Origin of the sequence: Pseudonocardia sp. ICBG1034 (genome assembly GCF_020131375.1) — a bacterium.
GTDB classification, from domain to species: domain Bacteria; phylum Actinomycetota; class Actinomycetes; order Mycobacteriales; family Pseudonocardiaceae; genus Pseudonocardia; species Pseudonocardia alni.
This window is the reverse complement of record NZ_JAHLEK010000015.1, coordinates 1,740,667-1,757,277: the sequence shown is the minus strand read 5'-3', so window position 1 is coordinate 1,757,277 and position 16,611 is coordinate 1,740,667. Positions and strand designations below refer to the sequence as shown.

At 74.9% G+C, this 16,611-nt stretch carries 17 protein-coding genes; 7 read left to right on the top strand and 10 right to left on the bottom strand.

Features of this window, described 5'->3' with window-relative positions:
* Positions 1-132: 132 nt before the first annotated feature.
* Positions 133-363: a hypothetical protein gene (locus KPF22_RS09765; protein ID WP_208819092.1), complete on the bottom strand. Its 231-nt coding sequence runs from the start codon at positions 361-363 to the stop codon at positions 133-135.
* Between the two features lie 229 nt (positions 364-592).
* On the opposite strand from KPF22_RS09765, the gene lexA reads away from it, so the two are divergent.
* Positions 593-1,351 carry a transcriptional repressor LexA gene (gene lexA / locus KPF22_RS09760; RefSeq protein WP_062396661.1) on the top strand — a complete coding sequence of 253 codons (759 nt, stop codon included), beginning with the start codon at positions 593-595 and terminating at the stop codon, positions 1,349-1,351.
* A gap of 28 nt (positions 1,352-1,379) precedes the next feature.
* Here lexA and KPF22_RS09755 read toward each other — a convergent pair whose 3' ends face one another.
* From KPF22_RS09755 to KPF22_RS09735, 5 genes are read right to left on the bottom strand one after another with little or no spacing between them, the layout of a single operon-like run.
* Positions 1,380-2,444 (bottom strand): hypothetical protein, encoded by a 1,065-nt coding sequence (locus KPF22_RS09755; RefSeq protein ID WP_208819093.1) that lies wholly within the window; start codon positions 2,442-2,444, stop codon positions 1,380-1,382.
* A 35-nt stretch (positions 2,445-2,479) separates the two neighbouring features.
* Positions 2,480-3,970 carry a GTPase HflX gene (gene hflX / locus KPF22_RS09750; RefSeq protein ID WP_208819094.1) on the bottom strand — a complete coding sequence of 497 codons (1,491 nt, stop codon included), beginning with the start codon at positions 3,968-3,970 and terminating at the stop codon, positions 2,480-2,482.
* Positions 3,971-4,024: 54 nt separating this feature from the next.
* Positions 4,025-4,894, bottom strand: a complete 870-nt coding sequence (gene dapF / locus KPF22_RS09745; RefSeq protein WP_224401803.1) for a diaminopimelate epimerase — start codon at positions 4,892-4,894, stop codon at positions 4,025-4,027.
* A complete protein-coding gene (miaA, locus tag KPF22_RS09740) occupies positions 4,891-5,835 on the bottom strand; it encodes a tRNA (adenosine(37)-N6)-dimethylallyltransferase MiaA (protein ID WP_224401802.1) in 945 nt (314 codons plus the stop codon). Before miaA ends, dapF begins: the two co-directional genes overlap by 4 nt.
* Positions 5,832-6,533 (bottom strand): hypothetical protein, encoded by a 702-nt coding sequence (locus KPF22_RS09735; RefSeq protein WP_208819097.1) that lies wholly within the window; start codon positions 6,531-6,533, stop codon positions 5,832-5,834. The genes miaA and KPF22_RS09735 overlap by 4 nt, the downstream gene beginning before the upstream one ends.
* A gap of 373 nt (positions 6,534-6,906) precedes the next feature.
* Between KPF22_RS09735 and KPF22_RS09730 the strand changes: the two genes are divergently transcribed.
* A complete protein-coding gene (locus tag KPF22_RS09730; protein ID WP_208821050.1) occupies positions 6,907-8,142 on the top strand; it encodes a DUF349 domain-containing protein in 1,236 nt (411 codons plus the stop codon).
* 4 nt (positions 8,143-8,146) lie between these two features.
* On the opposite strand, the gene KPF22_RS09725 is transcribed toward KPF22_RS09730, so the two are convergent.
* Together KPF22_RS09725 and miaB are read right to left on the bottom strand one after the other, a co-directional pair.
* Positions 8,147-8,593 carry a hypothetical protein gene (locus KPF22_RS09725; RefSeq protein ID WP_208820936.1) on the bottom strand — a complete coding sequence of 149 codons (447 nt, stop codon included), beginning with the start codon at positions 8,591-8,593 and terminating at the stop codon, positions 8,147-8,149.
* Entirely contained in the window at positions 8,590-10,086 is a 1,497-nt protein-coding gene (gene miaB / locus KPF22_RS09720; RefSeq protein ID WP_208820938.1) for a tRNA (N6-isopentenyl adenosine(37)-C2)-methylthiotransferase MiaB, read from the bottom strand. The genes KPF22_RS09725 and miaB overlap by 4 nt, the downstream gene beginning before the upstream one ends.
* 100 nt (positions 10,087-10,186) lie before the next feature.
* On the opposite strand from miaB, the gene KPF22_RS09715 reads away from it, so the two are divergent.
* Positions 10,187-11,116, top strand: a complete 930-nt coding sequence (locus KPF22_RS09715) for a TAXI family TRAP transporter solute-binding subunit (protein WP_308010374.1) — start codon at positions 10,187-10,189, stop codon at positions 11,114-11,116.
* Here KPF22_RS09715 and KPF22_RS09710 read toward each other — a convergent pair.
* Both KPF22_RS09710 and KPF22_RS09705 read right to left on the bottom strand, forming a co-directional pair.
* On the bottom strand, positions 11,110-12,528 hold the full coding sequence (locus KPF22_RS09710) for a HAMP domain-containing sensor histidine kinase (RefSeq protein ID WP_224401799.1): 1,419 nt from the start codon (positions 12,526-12,528) through the stop codon (positions 11,110-11,112). The genes KPF22_RS09715 and KPF22_RS09710 overlap by 7 nt on opposite strands.
* A 3-nt stretch (positions 12,529-12,531) precedes the next feature.
* A complete protein-coding gene (locus KPF22_RS09705; RefSeq protein ID WP_208820944.1) occupies positions 12,532-13,215 on the bottom strand; it encodes a response regulator transcription factor in 684 nt (227 codons plus the stop codon).
* 134 nt (positions 13,216-13,349) lie between these two features.
* Here KPF22_RS09705 and KPF22_RS09700 point away from each other — a divergent pair, with 134 nt between their 5' ends.
* The 4 genes from KPF22_RS09700 (at position 13,350) to KPF22_RS09685 (ending at position 16,601) form a co-directional block, all read left to right on the top strand.
* On the top strand, positions 13,350-14,078 hold the full coding sequence (locus KPF22_RS09700; protein ID WP_062396680.1) for an amino acid ABC transporter ATP-binding protein: 729 nt from the start codon (positions 13,350-13,352) through the stop codon (positions 14,076-14,078).
* Between the two features lie 29 nt (positions 14,079-14,107).
* Entirely contained in the window at positions 14,108-14,992 is an 885-nt protein-coding gene (locus KPF22_RS09695) for a glutamate ABC transporter substrate-binding protein (protein ID WP_208820946.1), read from the top strand.
* 98 nt (positions 14,993-15,090) lie between these two features.
* The gene (locus tag KPF22_RS09690) at positions 15,091-15,738 is read left to right on the top strand and encodes an amino acid ABC transporter permease (protein WP_208820948.1); all 648 of its coding nucleotides are present in this window, start codon (positions 15,091-15,093) and stop codon (positions 15,736-15,738) included.
* Entirely contained in the window at positions 15,735-16,601 is an 867-nt protein-coding gene (locus tag KPF22_RS09685; RefSeq protein WP_208820950.1) for an amino acid ABC transporter permease, read from the top strand. Before KPF22_RS09690 ends, KPF22_RS09685 begins: the two co-directional genes overlap by 4 nt.
* Positions 16,602-16,611 lie beyond the last annotated feature (10 nt).

Here is a 16,611-nt window from a genome sequence, read left to right as displayed (position 1 = left end):
CGGGCGGTCTCGTCTCCCCCGCTCCCGACCGGCCCTTCCCCGAGCCCGGTCGAACGGGCGTACGAGCGGTGTAGCACCCGGCACCGACAACAACCGCGTTCCCGCAGGTCGTCGCCCGTGCCGGGGACGTTCTCAGCGTGGTGCGCCGACCGCGGGCGGCCCGGCCGGGCCGTGGGTGGCGACCGCGACGTCGGCGAGCACCCCGAGCCCGACGACCGCGGCCGCCGAGGCGAGCAGGACACCCGACGCGGCCACCGCACGGCGCACGACGCCCGGCACCCGGCCGGGCCGCACCCCGCCGGTCGTGGTGCGTACCGGGACCCGCCCGATGACCGTCACGTCCCCGATGACCGCCGCACCCACGATCGCCACCCCCGCTGCCGTTCCCGCTGCCGGTCGCCCCCGCGCGGCCGGACGGCGGCGCGGACCGCGTTCGATCGAACCAGTGTTCGATCGAACGCCTGTGCGATGTTGTACCACTGCGGCCCGGCGGAATCCACGACACGCCCCGGGCGACTTCGAACGCATGTTTGGCGAACGGGCCCGTGGCGGCTAGGGTCGTCGCCGTAAGTACCCCGAGGAGGCGAATGCGATGGCAGCGGACGACACCGGACACGGTGGTCCCGGCGTGACCGGCACCGCCGCGGACCGGGGATCCGCGAAGGTCCGGGAGTTCCCCGACCCCGCGGCCGACACCCGCGGCCTGACCCCGCGGCAGAAGAAGGTCCTGGCCGTCATCCGGGACTGGGTGGACCGGTACGGCTACCCGCCCAGCGTCCGCGAGATCGGTGACGCGGTGGGCCTCACGTCCACCTCGTCGGTGCACCACCAGCTCCGCACCCTGGAGCGCAAGGGCTTCCTCCGGCGCGACCCGAACCGCACCCGCGCGGTCGACGTCCGCAGCCCGGAGCAGATCGCGGGTACCGACGGGACGGACTCCGACACCGACACCGCCGACCTGCGTTCCGCGCGGCCGGCGCCGGCGTTCGTGCCGCTCATCGGCGACATCGCCGCCGGTGGCCCGATCCTGGCCGAGCAGGCCGTGCAGGACGTGTTCCCGCTGCCGCGCGAGATCGTCGGCGAGGGCACGCTGTTCCTGCTCAACGTCAAGGGCGACTCGATGGTCGACGCCGCGATCACCGACGGCGACTGGGTCGTCGTGCGCCAGCAGCCGGTGGCCGAGCAGGGCGAGGTCGTGGCCGCGATGATCGACGGCGAGGCGACCGTGAAGACGTTCCGCCGCAAGGACGGGCACATCTGGCTGATGCCCGCGAACGACGCCTACGACCCGATCCCGGGTGACGACGCGTCGATCCTGGGCCGCGTCGTGGCGGTCCTGCGCCGCCTCTGACCTCCTCGGACGGCGCCCGCTCCCGCGATCAGCGGGACCGGCGGCGCCGTCCGTGCAGGGACATCGCGACGGCGCCGGCGACCAGCAGCGCCCCGAGCGCCGCGGCCCCGCCCGCGGCAGGCAGCCACGACGGGTACGTGCGGTACTCCGGCACCGCGGCGGGCTGAGGCACGACCGGTGCCTGCGGAACGGTCGCCGCGGACACCGCGCCCGGGACGACCGTGACCGCCGCCGCGGTCAGGCCCCGCGCCTCGCTCCCGGAGTGCAGCGCGCCCCGGCCGTCCGGGGCGACCGCCTCACCCTGCGCCTCCCCCGGCAACGGCACCGGCAGCGGTGCCCCGCCCAGGGCCGCGACCAGCGCGTCGGCCGTCGCCGGTCCGCCGGCGGGCAGCGGGAACACCCAGGCGTCGGTGTAGGTCCGCAGCACGGCGGCGCGCCCGCCGCCGGCCCCGGCCGGCGAGAGCCCGCCGCCGGTGACCGTGCGCGACCCGGCGGCCCCGAGCGGCCCGCCGCCGGTGCCGGACCAGGGCAGCACCACCTGTGCCACCCGGCGCAGCTCCACGGGGTCCCCGCCGTCGCGCAGCGGCGCGGCGGGCCGGTACACCCCGGCGGCCCCGGTGGTCTTGTCGACCAGCAGGGGCACGCCGTCGTCGCCGACCAGCAGTGCCTCGACGTCGCGCGGACCGTCGGCGTGGACCAGGTCGTGCACCCGTGGCGGCCCGGCCGGGGGCAGCACGACGAGCCGGACCGACCCGCGCCGCGCCCCGTTGTCGCCGGTGTCGGCGAGCCACAGCTCCCCGCCCGGTCCGAGGCCGAGGTCCTCGACATCGGTGACCGGGACGTCGGCCTGCCGGGTGCCGGTGACCGCACAGCCGGCCGGATCCAGGGTGAACGCCCGCGCGGTCCCGCCGCCGTCGACGACGGCGTGGTAGCGCTGCGGGGCCGCGCCGGGCGGGCCCTCGGCGACCAGCCCGGACAGCTCCGCCAGCCGCGGGTCGTCGATCGAGCAGGCCGGGGTCGCCCCGGGCGGCGGCGCGGCCGCACCCGTGAGCGCACCGGCCAGGCAGAGGACCGCGGTCAGGCGGCGGGCCACGGTCCCGGGACCCGGCCGCCCGGCCGGTGGGACGCTCAGTGGCCCGCCGCCGTCGCCGGCAGGTCGGTGCCGGTCCCGGTCGGCAGGGCCGAGCCCGCCACCGCGAACGGCAGCACCGCGGTGCCCAGCTCGGGCTTCACCCGCGCCCGGATCCGGGTGCCGTCGGCGGTGTGTTCCTCGGCGAGGACCTCGCCGTCGTCGTGCAGCCGGGCGACCAGCGCACCCTCGGTGTAGGGCAGCAGGAGGTCGACCTCGTACTCCGGGCGCGGCAGTCGCTCGGCGATGCGCTCCCGGAGCCGGCGGATCCCGTCACCGCTGTGCGCGGAGACGAACACCGCGTCCGGCTGGGCGTGCCGCAGCCGGGCCAGCGCGAGGTCACCGGCCGCGTCGGTCTTGTTGATCACGAGCAGCTCGGGCGGCATCGTGTCGCCCGCAGCCTCACCGACCTCGACGAGCACCTGGCGGACCGCGGCGATCTGGTCGTCGGGCAGCGGGTCGGACCCGTCGACGACGTGCACCAGCAGGTCGGCCCGGGCTGCCTCCTCCAGCGTGGAGCGGAACGCCTCGACGAGCTGGTGCGGCAGGTGCCGCACGAACCCGACGGTGTCGGTGAGGGTGTACTCGTGCCCGTCGGGCGTCTGCGCCTTCCGGGTGGTCGGGTCCAGCGTCGCGAACAGCGCGTCCTGCACCAGCACGCCGGCGTCGGTGAGCTGGTTGAGCAGGCTCGACTTGCCCGCGTTGGTGTAGCCGACGATCGCGACCGACGGGATCTCGTTGCGGCGACGGCTGCCGCGCTGGGTCTCGCGGACCTGGCGCATCGCGCCGATCTCGCGGCGCAGCTTCGACATGCGCGCGCGGATCCGGCGCCGGTCCAGCTCGATCTTCGTCTCACCGGGGCCACGGCCACCGATACCGACACCGCCCGCGGCGCGGCCACCGACCTGCCGGGACAGCGCCTCACCCCAGCCGCGCAGCCGCGGCAGCAGGTAGGACAGCTGCGCGAGCTCGACCTGGGCCTTGCCGTCCCGGGAACGGGCGTGCTGGGCGAAGATGTCGAGGATCAGCGCGGTCCGGTCGATGACCTTGACCTTGAGCCGCTCCTCCAGCTGGCGGAGCTGGCCGGGTGACAGCTCGCCGTCGCAGATGACGGTGTCGGCGCCGGTGGCGCGGACGGTTCCGAGCAGTTCCTCGACCTTGCCGGAGCCGATGAACGTGGCCGGGTCCGGGCTGGAGCGGCGCTGGACCAGGCCGTCCATTACCTCGGAACCGGCGGTCTCGGCGAGGCGGGCCAGCTCGGTCATCGAGTTCTCGGCCTGCTCGGCGGTGCCCTCGGTCCAGACGCCGACGAGCACGACCCGCTCCAGCTGGAGCTTGCGGTACTCGACCTCGGTGATGTCGGTGAGCTCGGTGGACAGCCCGTGGACCCGGCGCAACGACGTGCGCTCCTCCAGGTCGAGCTCGCCACCCGTCGGAACCGGGTTCGACGCGGAGGGGGTCACGGAGGGGTGCGTGTGGGCATCAGTCATCTCGACCCCATCCTCCCACGTCGCGGGGCCCGTGTCCGCCCGGATTCGCGACGCTCAGGCGGGCGCGTCCCACCACGCCCGGTCCAGCTCCCCGGACGCGAGCAGCACGGCCGGGCCGTGCAGCGTCGTGGGCCCGGTCCGTTCGTCGGTACCCGCCTCCACCGTCACCCGCAGCAGCCCGCCCGGGACGGTGACCTGCACGTCGCCGGCGGAGTGCCCGGCGTGCCGCAGCGCGGCGACGGCGGCGGCGACGGTCCCGGTGCCGCAGGAACGGGTCTCCCCCACGCCGCGCTCGTGCACCCGCATCCGGATCCGGCCGCCGTCGGCGGGACCGTCCAGCGGGGTCAGGAACTCGACGTTCACCCCGTTCGGGAACAGCGCCGGGTCGAACGAGGGCGCGCGGGTCAGGTCGAGGGTGTCCGGGTCGGCCGCGGTGACGCAGGCCAGGTGCGGGTTGCCGACGTCGAGGGCGATGCCGTCGAAACGCGCGTCGCCGCTGGTGGCGACCGACGCCGGGCCGACGCCGACCGTGCCGAGCCCGACCGAGACCCCGTCCCGCCCGACCGCGGTGTCGAGCACCCCGTTGCGGGTGCCGACCGGCCCGCCGGTGGCCCAGCCGCGCTCGTGCAGGTAGCGGGCGAACACGCGCAGGCCGTTGCCGCACATCTCGGCGAGCGACCCGTCGGCGTTGCGGTAGTCCATGAACCACTCGACGCCGTCGGCGGGCTCACCGACGCCGGGCTCCCCGGCGAGCTTCGCCCAGCGCACGACCCGCAGCACCCCGTCCGCGCCGAGGCCGCGGCGGCGGTCGCACAGCGCGGCGACGCGCGCCGGGGTGAGGTCGAGCGCGGCGTCCGGGTCGGGCAGCACCACGAAGTCGTTCTGCGTGCCGTGCCCCTTGCTGAACGCGATGCCGCCGGTCATGCCACCAGCCTACGAGCGAGCACCGCGCGCGCCGAGGCCACCAGGTCCGGGTCGGCACCGTCGAGCCAGTGGATGCGGCGGTCGCGGCGGAACCAGGAGCGCTGGCGGCGCACGAACCGCCGGGTCGCCCGGACCGTCTCCTCCCGGACACCGGCGAGGTCGGGGTGGGCGGGGTCGCGGTCGAGGGCCTCGATCACCTGCCGGTAGCCCAGCGCGCGGGACGCCGTGCGGCCCTGCGCCAGCCCGTGGCGGAGCAGGGCGCGGGTCTCGTCGACCAGACCGTCGTCGAGCATCCGGTCCACCCGCAGCGCGACGCGCTCGTCGAGCTCGGCGACGTCGCGGTCCACGCCGAGCAGCACGGCGTCGTAGCGGGGGGTGCCCGCGCCGGGCAGCGTCGCCCGGAACGGTCGGCCGGTCAGCGCGATCACCTCGAGCGCGCGGACGATCCGCCGCCCGTTCGAGGGCAGCACCTGCTCCGCGGCGACCGGGTCGACCGCGGCGAGGCGGGCGTGCAGCGCGCCGGACCCGTCGCGGTCCAGCTCGGCCTCGAGCGCGGCGCGCAGCTCCGGGTCGGTGCCGGGGAACTCCAGCTCGTCCAGCACGGCCTGCACGTAGAGACCCGAGCCGCCGACGAGCACCGGGGTGCGTCCGGCGGCGCGCAGCTCCTCGACGACGGCCCGGGCCTCGCGCTGGTAGGCCGCGACCGAGGCGGTCTCGGTGACGTCGAGGACGTCGAGCTGGTGGTGGACGATGCCGCGCCGCTCGTGCGGGGCGAGCTTCGCGGTGCCGACGTCCAGGCCGCGGTAGAGCTGCATCGCGTCGGCGTTGACGACCTCCCCGCCCAGCGCCAGTGCCAGCTCCAGCCCGAGGTCCGACTTGCCGGTCGCGGTCGGCCCGACCACGACCACGAGCGGCGGTGCCGTCGACGGAGGGGCGTTCACGCCGGTTCCCACAGCGCCACGTGGTAGGCGACGCCGTAGGGCATCGAGGTGTGCCGGTGCGCCGCCGTCCAGGCCCGCCCGCGCGCGGCACCCGCGAGGACCTGCCAGGGCGCGCGGCCGGACGCCCAGAGCGCGGCGGCGCCGTCCGGGTCGAGCCGGGCGAGCGCCTCGGGGTCACCGGCGTCGAACGCGGCGGCGACGACGGCGTCGAACGCCTCGGCGCGGGCGTCGAACCCGCCGGGGGCCTTCGCGGTGTGCTTGGCCGCGCCGTCACCGACGACGAGCAGCCCGACCCCCTCGCCGGCGAGCTCCGCGCCCAGCGCCAGGCAGTCGGCGACCGGGGCGTCCGGCGCGACGAGCTCGCCGCGCGCCGACCCGACCCCGGCCGGCACCGCGGCCCAGGCCGCGACCAGCAGCGGGAGTGGAAGCTCCGGGCCCTCGTCGGGGCCGGCCGGACCGGGCAGCGCGACGGGGACGTCGCGGCCGTAGCCGGCGAAGGTGCCGCGGGTACCCGGGGCGACGGTGCGCCGCCCGCCGGGATCGGCGCCGACGACGACCCAGCTGTCCGCGGCCGCGGCCAGACCCGCCACGGCGGTGGCGACGGCCTCGCGCAGCCCCTCGGTCTCGACCGCCGCGTCGCCGCTCAGGGCGGGGACGAGGAGCGGGGGCTGGGGCAGGACGGCGATAGCGGCGGGCACGGGATCCGAGGGTAATCAGCGTTCCCCCGCCGCGACGCCCGTACCCGGCCGGGGGGCACGCGGTTCCCCCGAGGGCGGTGGACCTGCTTGAATCGCCGTTCCGGCCTCCGCACCGCGCGAGGGGCCCGGTGCGCGCACGGCCCCGGACGGACATCCGCACCGGGGCGCCCGCCCCCGCGGCGGGCCGAACGAGGAGGACCTACCGGTGTCCGAGACCCACGCGACCGACGCTGCAGGACAGGGTGCCGAGCCCACCCGGCCCACCCCGCCGAAGCCGGGTCCGCCCCGGCCCGGCCCACGGCCCGGACCGCCGCCCGCCGCGCGACCCGCGCCCACCCCGGCCGCGGTCGCACCGCCCGCGCCGCCCGCAGCGCTGCCGTCGCCGGTGCCCTCGGCGGCCGGTGACCCGGGCCGCTGGGGCCGCGCCGACGACGACGGGACCATCACCCTGGTCACCGCCGACGGCGAGCGGGTCGTCGGCTCCTACCAGGCCGGTCCGCCCGCGGAGGGCCTGGAGCACTACGCGAAGCGGTTCGACGCGCTGGTCACCGAGACCGAGGTGCTCGCCGCACGGATCGCCGGCGGCGGGGACGCGAAGGCGTCGCTGACCGCGCTCACCGCGCTGCGCGAGGGCCTCGGCGAGGCGCACGTGGTCGGGGACGTGCCCGCCCTGCGCGAGCGGCTCGACGAGCTGGTCGGCCGGGCCGAGCAGGGCGTCAGCGCGGCGAAGGAGGAGCGCGAGCGCGCCCGGCACGACGCCGTCGCCCGCAAGGAGGCGCTCGCCGTGGAGGCCGAGAAGATGGCCGCGGACTCCACCCAGTGGAAGCAGGCCGGGGACCGGTTCAAGGCGATCCTCGACGAGTGGCGCACCGTCCGCGGCGTCGACAAGAAGACCGACGAGCAGCTGTGGAAGCGCTTCTCGAAGGCCCGTGAGGCGTTCAACCGGCGGCGCGGCTCGCACTTCGCCGACCTCGACCGCCAGCGGGTCACCGCGAAGGCCCGCAAGGAGGAGCTCGTCGACCGGGCCGAGGCCCTGGCCGACTCCGACGAGTGGAACGCGACCGCGGCCGCCTACCGCGACCTGATGACCGAGTGGAAGGCCGCGGGCCGCGCCCACCGCGAGGCCGACGACGCGCTGTGGGCCCGCTTCCGCGGCGCGCAGGACCGCTTCTTCGCCCGCCGCGGGGAGCACTTCTCCGCCCGCGACACCGAGTTCGCCGAGAACGCCGAGGCGAAGCGGGCCCTGCTCGCCGAGGCCGAGACGATCGACCTGTCCGACCCGGACGGAGCACGGGCCCGGCTGCGTGAGGTCCAGGAGCGCTGGGAGGCCATCGGCAAGGTCCCGCGCGAGGAGATCCGCACCCTGGAGGGGCGGCTGCGCGGGATCGAGGACAAGGTCGCCGCCGCCGCGGACGCGCAGTGGCGCCGCACCGACCCCGAGGCCCAGGCCCGCGTGGAGCAGTTCCGGGTGCGGGTCGAGCAGTTCGAGGCGCAGGCGGAGAAGGCCGAGGCGGCCGGCGACGGCAGGCGCGCCGAGCAGGCCCGTGCGCAGGCGGCGCAGTGGCGGGAGTGGCTGACCGCCGCCGAACAGGCGGTCGACGAGCGGTAGGGGGTCAGTCGCGCTGCAGCGCGGCGCCCGCCCACACGAAGGTCAGCAGGACGACCGCGATCACGCCGAGGACCATCCCGAGCCCGGGGCCGGCCTCGGCGCCGGTCTGCTGCGACCAGATCGCCCACAGCCCGTTCACCGAGGAGATCCCGCAGCCGAAGGCCGCGAGCCACGCGAGCGCCCACAGCCGGGTCAGCAGCGCGGCCGCGGACACCACGACGGCGAACCCGGTCATCGTGAACGAGAACAGCGTCGGCAGCGGCCCGGAGGTGCCGGAGGCCAGCACCTGCCAGCCCGGGGTGCCCGCCACCCACGGCAGCAGCAGCGCGGCGACGGCGGCGACGATCGCCACCGCGATCAGCATGGCGCGCGCGCCCGGGTCGATCCGGCGGGCGACACCGCGCCCGGCCCGGTCGATCTCGGCGCGGGTCTCCGGGGACACGTCGCTCATCGGGTACCTCCGGTGGTGGCGGCGACGCCGCAGGACGGCGCGGCGGGTACCGGCTCGGGCACCGGGGCGCCGAACGCGGGCAGTCCCAGGGTGGTGGGCGCCCCGGACGGGCGCTCGCCGGCCTCGGCGGCGTCACCGGCGCGGGTGCGGCGGTGGGTGAGCACACCGCCGTCGGCGACGAGGTGGTGCGGGGCACCGCGGTCGATCCGGACGGTGACGATGTCGCCCGGCCGGATGCCGGTCGCGTCCCCGGGCGCGAAGTGCACGAGCCGCCCGTCGCGGGCGCGGCCGGTGAGCCGGGCGGTCGCCGCGTCCTTGCGGCCCTCGCCGGTGGACACGAGCAGCTCGACCTCGGTGCCCTCCTGCCTGCGGTTCTCCTCCCAGGAGATCCGCTCCTGCAGCGCGACGAGGCGCTCGTAGCGCTCCTGCACGACGGCCTTGGGCAGCTGGTCGGGCAGGTCCGCGGCGGGCGTCCCGGGGCGCTTCGAGTACTGGAAGGTGAACGCCGCGGCGAACCGGGCCCGCTCGACGACGTCGAGGGTGTCCTGGAAGTCCTGCTCGGTCTCGCCGGGGAAACCGACGATGATGTCGGTGGTGATCGCCGCGTGCGGGATCGACTCCCGGACCTCGGCCAGGATCGACAGGAACCGCTCCGAGCGGTAGCTGCGGCGCATCCGGCGCAGGACGTCGTCGGAGCCGGACTGCAGCGGCATGTGCAGCTGCGGGCAGACGTTCGGGGTCTGCGCCATCGCGGCGATCACGTCGGAGGTGAAGTCGCGCGGGTGCGGGCTGGTGAACCGCACCCGCTCCAGCCCCTCGACCTCGCCGCAGGCCCGCAGGAGCTTGGAGAACGCCTGCTTGTCGCCCATGTCCGAGCCGTAGGCGTTCACGTTCTGGCCCAGCAGGGTCACCTCGAGCACGCCGTCCGCGGCGAGGGTCTGCACCTCGGCGAGCACGTCGCCGGGGCGCCGGTCGCGCTCCTTGCCGCGCAGCGACGGCACGATGCAGAACGTGCAGGTGTTGTTGCAGCCCACCGAGATCGACACCCAGCCGGCGTAGGCGGAGTCGCGGCGCGCGGGCAGCGTCGAGGGGAACACCTCGAGCGCCTCGGCGATCTCGACCTGCGCCTGTTCGTTGTGCCGGGCCCGCTCCAGCAGCGTCGGCAGGGCGTGCACGTTGTGCGTGCCGAACACGACGTCGACCCACGGGGCCCGCCGCGTGATCGTGTCGCGGTCCTTCTGGGCCAGGCAGCCGCCCACGGCGATCTGCATGTCCGGGTTCGCGACCTTGCGGGGGCGCAGGTGCCCGAGGTTGCCGTAGAGCTTGTTGTCCGCGTTCTCCCGCACCGCGCAGGTGTTGAACACGACGACGTCGGCGGTGTCGGGGTCCTCGGCCCGGGCGTACCCGGCGTCCTCCAGCAGACCGGCCATCCGCTCCGAGTCGTGCACGTTCATCTGGCACCCGTAGGTGCGCACGGTGTAGCTGCGGCTCACACACCCGAGGGTAGGCGCCCCGGTGCGACGACGCCGGGACGGGGCCGTCGGGGATGATGGGCGGGTGCACCGGCCCGGGCCCCCGCTGACGAGGCGCACCGTGCTGCGCGCGGGGGCGGCGTTCGGTCTGGGGGCGGGCCTGGCCGCCTGTACCGGGCCGCGGCCCGCCGCCCCGCTGGTGATCGCCGGCGGGGTGCAGCCGGGGGTGTACATCAACCTCGCGCACACGCTGTCGGAGATCTGGCGGGAACGGCTCGGGCTCGCCGCGGCCCCGCAGGTGCTGGAGACCGCGGGCAGCGCACAGAACATGGAGCTCCTGACCACCGGGGCGGCCGCGGTCACGATCAGCCAGGTCGACGTGGCCGCCGACGTCGCCGCCCGCACCACCGGCCCGGCCGAGCCGCGCGCACTGGCCCGGCTCTACGACGACGTCACCCACATCGTCGTGCGCGCCGACTCCGGCCTGCGCAGCATCGCCGACCTGCGCGGACGACGGGTGTCGATCGGCCCGGGCGGCAGCGGCTACCAGCCGATCGCGATCCGGCTGCTCGACGTCGCCGGGATCGGCGTCGCGGGCCTGGGCACCCGCGCGGAGCTGGGCCTCCCGGACGCGGCGGCGGCGCTGCGCGAGAACGGCCTCGACGCGTTCTTCTGGTCCGGCGGGGTCCCCACCGACGGCGTGCGGGAGCTGGCCGCACAGGTCCCGATCCGACTGCTGGAGCTCGGTGGCGTGCTCGACCGCATGCGCGACCGGTACCCCGTCTACTCGGTGGCGACGGTCCCCGCGAACACCTACGGCCTGCCCGGCCCGGTGTCGTGCCTGTCGGTGCGCAACGCACTGCTGGTCACCGAGGGGATGGACGCCGACCTGGCCGGCGCACTCATCCGCGCCGCCTTCGACGAACAGCCTCGACTGGCCCAGGCCAGCCCGGCCGCGGTGACCGTCGACTCCCGCTCGGCGATCGGCACCCAGCCGATCCCGCTGCACGACGGCGCCGTCGCGTTCTACCGGGCCACCAAGGGCTACTGAGCCGCCCCCGGGCGCAGCCACAGCGTGACCCGCAGCCCGCCGCCCGGGGCGGCGCCCAGCTGCAGGCTCCCGCCGGCCGCGGCGGCGGTCCGCACCGCGATGGCCAGACCCAGCCCGCTGCCCTCGACGTTGGTCTGACCGGGCGCCCGCCAGAACCGGTCGGTGGCCCGGGCCCGGTCCTCCGGCGCCAGGCCGGGCCCGCCGTCGACGACGCTGACGCCGATCCGGTCCGCGGTGCGCAGCGTCGCGACCCGCACCCGTCGCCCGGCCGGGGTGTACTTGAGCGCGTTGTCCAGCAGCGCGTCGAGCACCGACTCCAGCGCGGGCTCGCCGATCAGGGCGTGCAGGCCGTGCGGGCCGCTGCGGCGCAGCTCGATCCCGGAGTGCTCGGCCAGCGGCCGCCAGTTGTCCACCCGCTCGGCGATGACGACGTCGAGGTCGGTGTCCTCGGCGTCACCCGGGTCCTCCACCGCGCGCTCGGCGCGGGCCAGCGCGAGCAGCCCGTCGAGCACCCGGGACAGCCGCTCGGCCTCCTCCATCGCCGCGAGGTGGTCGTCGGCGGCGGCCGGGTCGACGTGCCCGTCGAGGTTGGACAGCCGCAGGCGCAGCGCCGTGAGCGGGTTCCGCAGCTGGTGGGAGGCGTCGGCGACGAACGCGCGCTGCGCGGCCAGCGCCTCGCGCACCGTCTCGGTCATCCGGTCGAACGACCCGGCCAGCGAGCGCAGCTCCGGCGGGCCGCTGCGCCGCGACGGCGGACCGGGCGGCCCCCCGGCGACGACGGCCGTCCCGACCCGGCCCATCGCCTCGTCGAGCCGGCGGACCGGGCGCAGCACCCAGGCGGTCAGCGGCAGCGCGACCAGGGTGCCGGCGAGCAGCGCGAACACCGCGGCCCCGGCGATCAGCGACCAGGTGCGCACCGCCTCGGCCCGCAGTGCGTCGGTCGGTGACACCGTCGCCACCGCGCCGACGACCTCGCCGTCGACGAGCACCGGCTCCGCCAGCACCAGCGGCCGGGCGTCCCACGGCATCAGCAGCGGGTAGGTCGACGAGCGGCGCCCGGCCAGCGCGACCGCGGTCCGCTCGGTGGCGTAGTCCCCCAGCTCGGGCAGCCGTTCGGCCGGGCGGGACGCGGTCAGTGTCCGGCCGGTCCGGTCGAACACGAGCACCGCGACCCCGTAGACGTCGTCGTAGCGGGTGATCTCGTCGGTGAAGGTGGTGAGCGCGGAGCTGCCCGCGGGGGCCTCGATGAGCGGGCGCTGCGCGGTGGAGGCGAAGGAGATCGTGTCGGTGAGCCGGTCGGTGAAGACCTCCTCCTGGGCGCGCTGGGCGGCGGTCCAGGCCAGCGGGACGCCCAGCCCGGCGGCGAGCAGGCCGACGAGCACGAGCACGACCAGCAGCAGCCGGCTGCGCACGGGTCAGTCCTCGGTGGCGGCGAAGCGGTACCCGACGCCGCGCACGGTGCGCACCAGCTCGGGGCGGCCGAGCTTGGTCCGCAGCGTCGCCACGTGCACGTCGAGGGTCCGGTTCGCGCCCGCCCAGCCGCGCCCCCACACCTCGGCGACGATCTGGGCGCGGGTGCAGACGGCGCCGTCGGCGCGGGCGAGCAGCGACAGCACCTGGAACTCCTTGCGGGTGAGCACCACCTGCTCCCCGGCGACGGTGACCTCGTGCCGTTCGGGGTCGACGCGGACGTCGCCGACGGTCACCGGGGCCGACCCGGCCGGGGCGACCGTGCCGTCGTCACCGACCTTGCGGCGGCGCTGCACCGCGTGCACCCGGGCCACGAGCTCGCCGATGTCGTAGGGCTTGACCAGGTAGTCGTCGGCGCCGGTGTGCAGCCCGGCGATGCGGTCGGTGACCTCGCCGCGGGCGGTCACCATCAGCACCGGGACCTCGGAGACGGCGCGGATCGCACGGCAGACGTCGAGCCCGTCGGCGTCGGGGAGGCCCAGGTCGAGCAGCACGACGTCGACGCCGTCGAGGTGGTCGACGGCGCCGCGGCCGCGGTCGAGGCGGGTCGTGGTCATCCCGTGCCGGTGCAGCGCCGGGCGCAGCGCGGCGGCGACCCGGTCGTCGTCCTCGATCAGCAGGATGTGCACCGCTGCCCGCCCTTTCCGTTACGTGGCCGAGACCCTAAAGGTTCCTCAAGGTGGTGGACTCGCATGTCCGTTCCGTCCAGGCTCTCGCCATGTCCGGAGGCAGCATGACCAGCCCGCCCGCGTCCAGCACTCCCATGGTGCGGATGGCCGGGGTGCAGAAGCACTTCGGCGACCTCCACGTGCTGCGCGACATCGATCTCGACGTCGCCCGTGGTGAGGTCGTCGTCGTCCTCGGCCCCTCCGGTTCCGGCAAGTCCACACTCTGCCGCACGATCAACCGGCTCGAGCCGATCGACACCGGCACGATCGAGATCGACGGCACCGCACTGGCGGCGGAGGGCAAGGCGCTGGCCGCCCTGCGGGCCGACGTCGGCATGGTCTTCCAGTCGTTCAACCTGTTCGCGCACAAGACGATCCTGGAGAACGTCACGCTGGCCCCGCTCAAGGTCCGCGGCGCCTCCAAGGCCGAGGCCGAGAAGACCGGGCTGGCGCTGCTGGAGCGCGTCGGCATCGCGAACCAGCGCGACAAGTACCCGGCGCAGCTGTCCGGCGGCCAGCAGCAGCGCGCGGCGATCGCCCGCGCGCTGGCGATGAAGCCGAAGGTGATGCTCTTCGACGAGCCGACCTCGGCGCTGGACCCGGAGATGGTCAACGAGGTGCTCGACACCATGACCTCGCTGGCCAAGGAGGGCATGACGATGGTCGTCGTGACCCACGAGATGGGCTTCGCCCGCCGGGCCGCGCACCGCGTCGTGTTCATGAGCGACGGCGAGATCGTCGAGGACTCCACGCCCGACGACTTCTTCACCGCGCCGCGCAGCGACCGGGCCAAGGACTTCCTCGGCAAGATCCTCTCCCACTGACCCACCCCACCCCGACGAGCGGAGCGAACGTGAAGAGAACCCGCATCCTGGTGGCTGCCGCCCTGGCCGCCACCCTCGCCCTGGCCGGCTGCGGCCGCGAGGGAGCCCCCGGCGCCGAGGGCTCGGGCTACCAGCCGACCGTCGCGCAGAACGTGACCGTCGAGGGCTCTCCCACCTTCGACGCCATGAAGCAGCGCGGCCGCGTCGTCATCGGTGTCAAGGACGACCAGCCGAACCTGGGCTTCCGCGACGCCACCACCAACGAGTTCTCCGGGTTCGACATCGACATCGCCCGGATGGTCGCGGGCGGTCTCGGCTTCTCCCCCGACCAGATCGACTACAAGGTCATCCCGTCGGCGGCGCGCGAGGACAACATCGAGCGCGGCGACGTCGACTTCTACGTCGGCACCTACACGATCAACGACAAGCGCAAGCAGCGCGTCGGGTTCGCCGGTCCGTACTACGTCGCCGGGCAGAGCCTGCTCGTCCGCGCCGACGACGACACGATCACCGGCCCCCAGACCCTGCAGGGCAAGCGGGTCTGCTCGGTCACCGGCTCCACCCCGATCCAGCGGGTCAAGGACCAGAAGCTGACCGACCAGGTCGTCGAGTTCCAGACCTACACCCAGTGCGTCGACCAGCTGATCAACAACCAGGTCGACGCCGTCACCACCGACGACGCGATCCTGCTCGGCTACGCCGCGCAGAACCCGGAGCAGCTGAAGGTCGTCGGCGAGAAGTTCTCCTCCGAGCCCTACGGCATCGGCGTCCCGAAGGCCGACACCGCGCTCCGCAACAAGATCAACGACCTGCTCCAGGCGTCGATCGACGACGGCACCTGGAAGACCATCTACGACGGCACCCTGGGCAAGTCCGGTACCCAGACCGAGCCGCCGGCCATCGAGCGCTACTGATCCCGCCCGCGGCCCGGCGGGGGGGGTGACCGCGTCACCACCCCGCCGGGCCGCGGCGGGTCCAGACACGTCGGGACCAGAGAAAGGAGAGCCGCCCGGTGGATGTCCTGCTGGACAACCTCGACCTCTACGTCGGCGGGTTCGCCGGCACGATCGGCCTCTTCGTCGTCGCCGCGATCGGGTCGCTGCTGCTCGGCACGCTGGTGGCGGGCATGCGGGTCAGCCCCGTCCCCGCGCTGCGTGCCTTCGGCACCGGCTACGTGACGATCCTGCGGAACACCCCGCTGACGCTGGTGCTGTTCTTCTTCGCGTTCGCCTACCCCCGCCTCGAGCTCGTCCAGCTCAGCTTCTTCGCGCTGGCGAGCGTCGGCCTGATCCTCTACACCGCCGCGTTCGTGTGCGAGGTCGTGCGGTCGGGCATCAACACGGTCCCGGTCGGACAGGCCGAGGCCTCCCGGGCACTGGGCTTCACCTTCACCCAGACCCTCGGCCAGGTGGTGCTCCCGCAGGCGGTGCGCGCCACCGTCCCGCCGATGACGAACATCCAGATCGCGCTGCTGAAGAACACCACGATCGCGTCCGGCTTCTCGGTGTTCCAGGCCGGCGGCATCTACCAGAACCTCTCCGAGCGCGGCTACAACGTGCTCGTCGGGCTGCTGTGGGTAGCGCTGATCTTCGTGATCCTGGTGGCCCCGCTGACCTGGATGCAGCGCCGCCTCGACGCCCGCTGGGGGGTGGCCCGATGAGCTCGGTCCTCTACGACATCCCGGGCCCGGCGGCCCGCGCCCGCAACCGCACGATCGGCGTCGTCGGCGTCGCGGTGATCGTGGCGATCCTCGGGTTCGTCGTCTACCGCTTCTGGGCCACCGGCCAGTTCAGCGGCCGGATGTGGGACTGGATCACCTACGAGGCGATCCAGATCCGGATCCTCGAGGCGCTGTGGAACACCATCCGCGCGTTCGCCGTCGCGGCGGTCCTGTCCCTGGTGTTCGGGGCGGTGTTCGCCGCCGGGCGGCTGTCGGACCACGCGTGGATCCGGGTCCCGTGCACCGTGATCGTGGAGTTCTTCCGCGCCGTCCCGCTGCTCGTCCTGATCTTCATCATGTACTACGGCATGTCGCAGGGCGCGGGCATCGAGATCACCGCGTTCTGGGCCGTCGTGCTCGGCCTGATGCTCTACAACGGCTCGGTGCTCGCCGAGGTGTTCCGCGCCGGGATCAACGCGGTCCCGCGCGGACAGAGCGAGGCCGCCTACGCCCTGGGGCTGCGCAAGACCCAGGTGATGTCCTCGGTGCTGCTCCCGCAGGCGGTCCGCTCGATGCTGCCGACGATCCTGTCGCAGCTGGTGGTGGTCCTGAAGGACACCGCGCTCGGCTTCCTGATCCTCTACGAGGAGCTGCTGCTCGTGGCCCGCCAGCTCGGCAGCCAGGTACAGCTCGGGTCGCCGATCCTGCAGGTCGCGCTCGTCGTCGCGGTCATCTACATCGGGCTGTGCCTGATCCTGACCGGGCTGTCCCGGCTGGTGGAGAAGCGGCTGTCGCAGGGCCCGCGCAAGGCCACCGCGCAGGCGGCTCCGGAGCCCGTGCCCGCCGGCGGCGCGTCGGTCTGAGGCCCGTCGC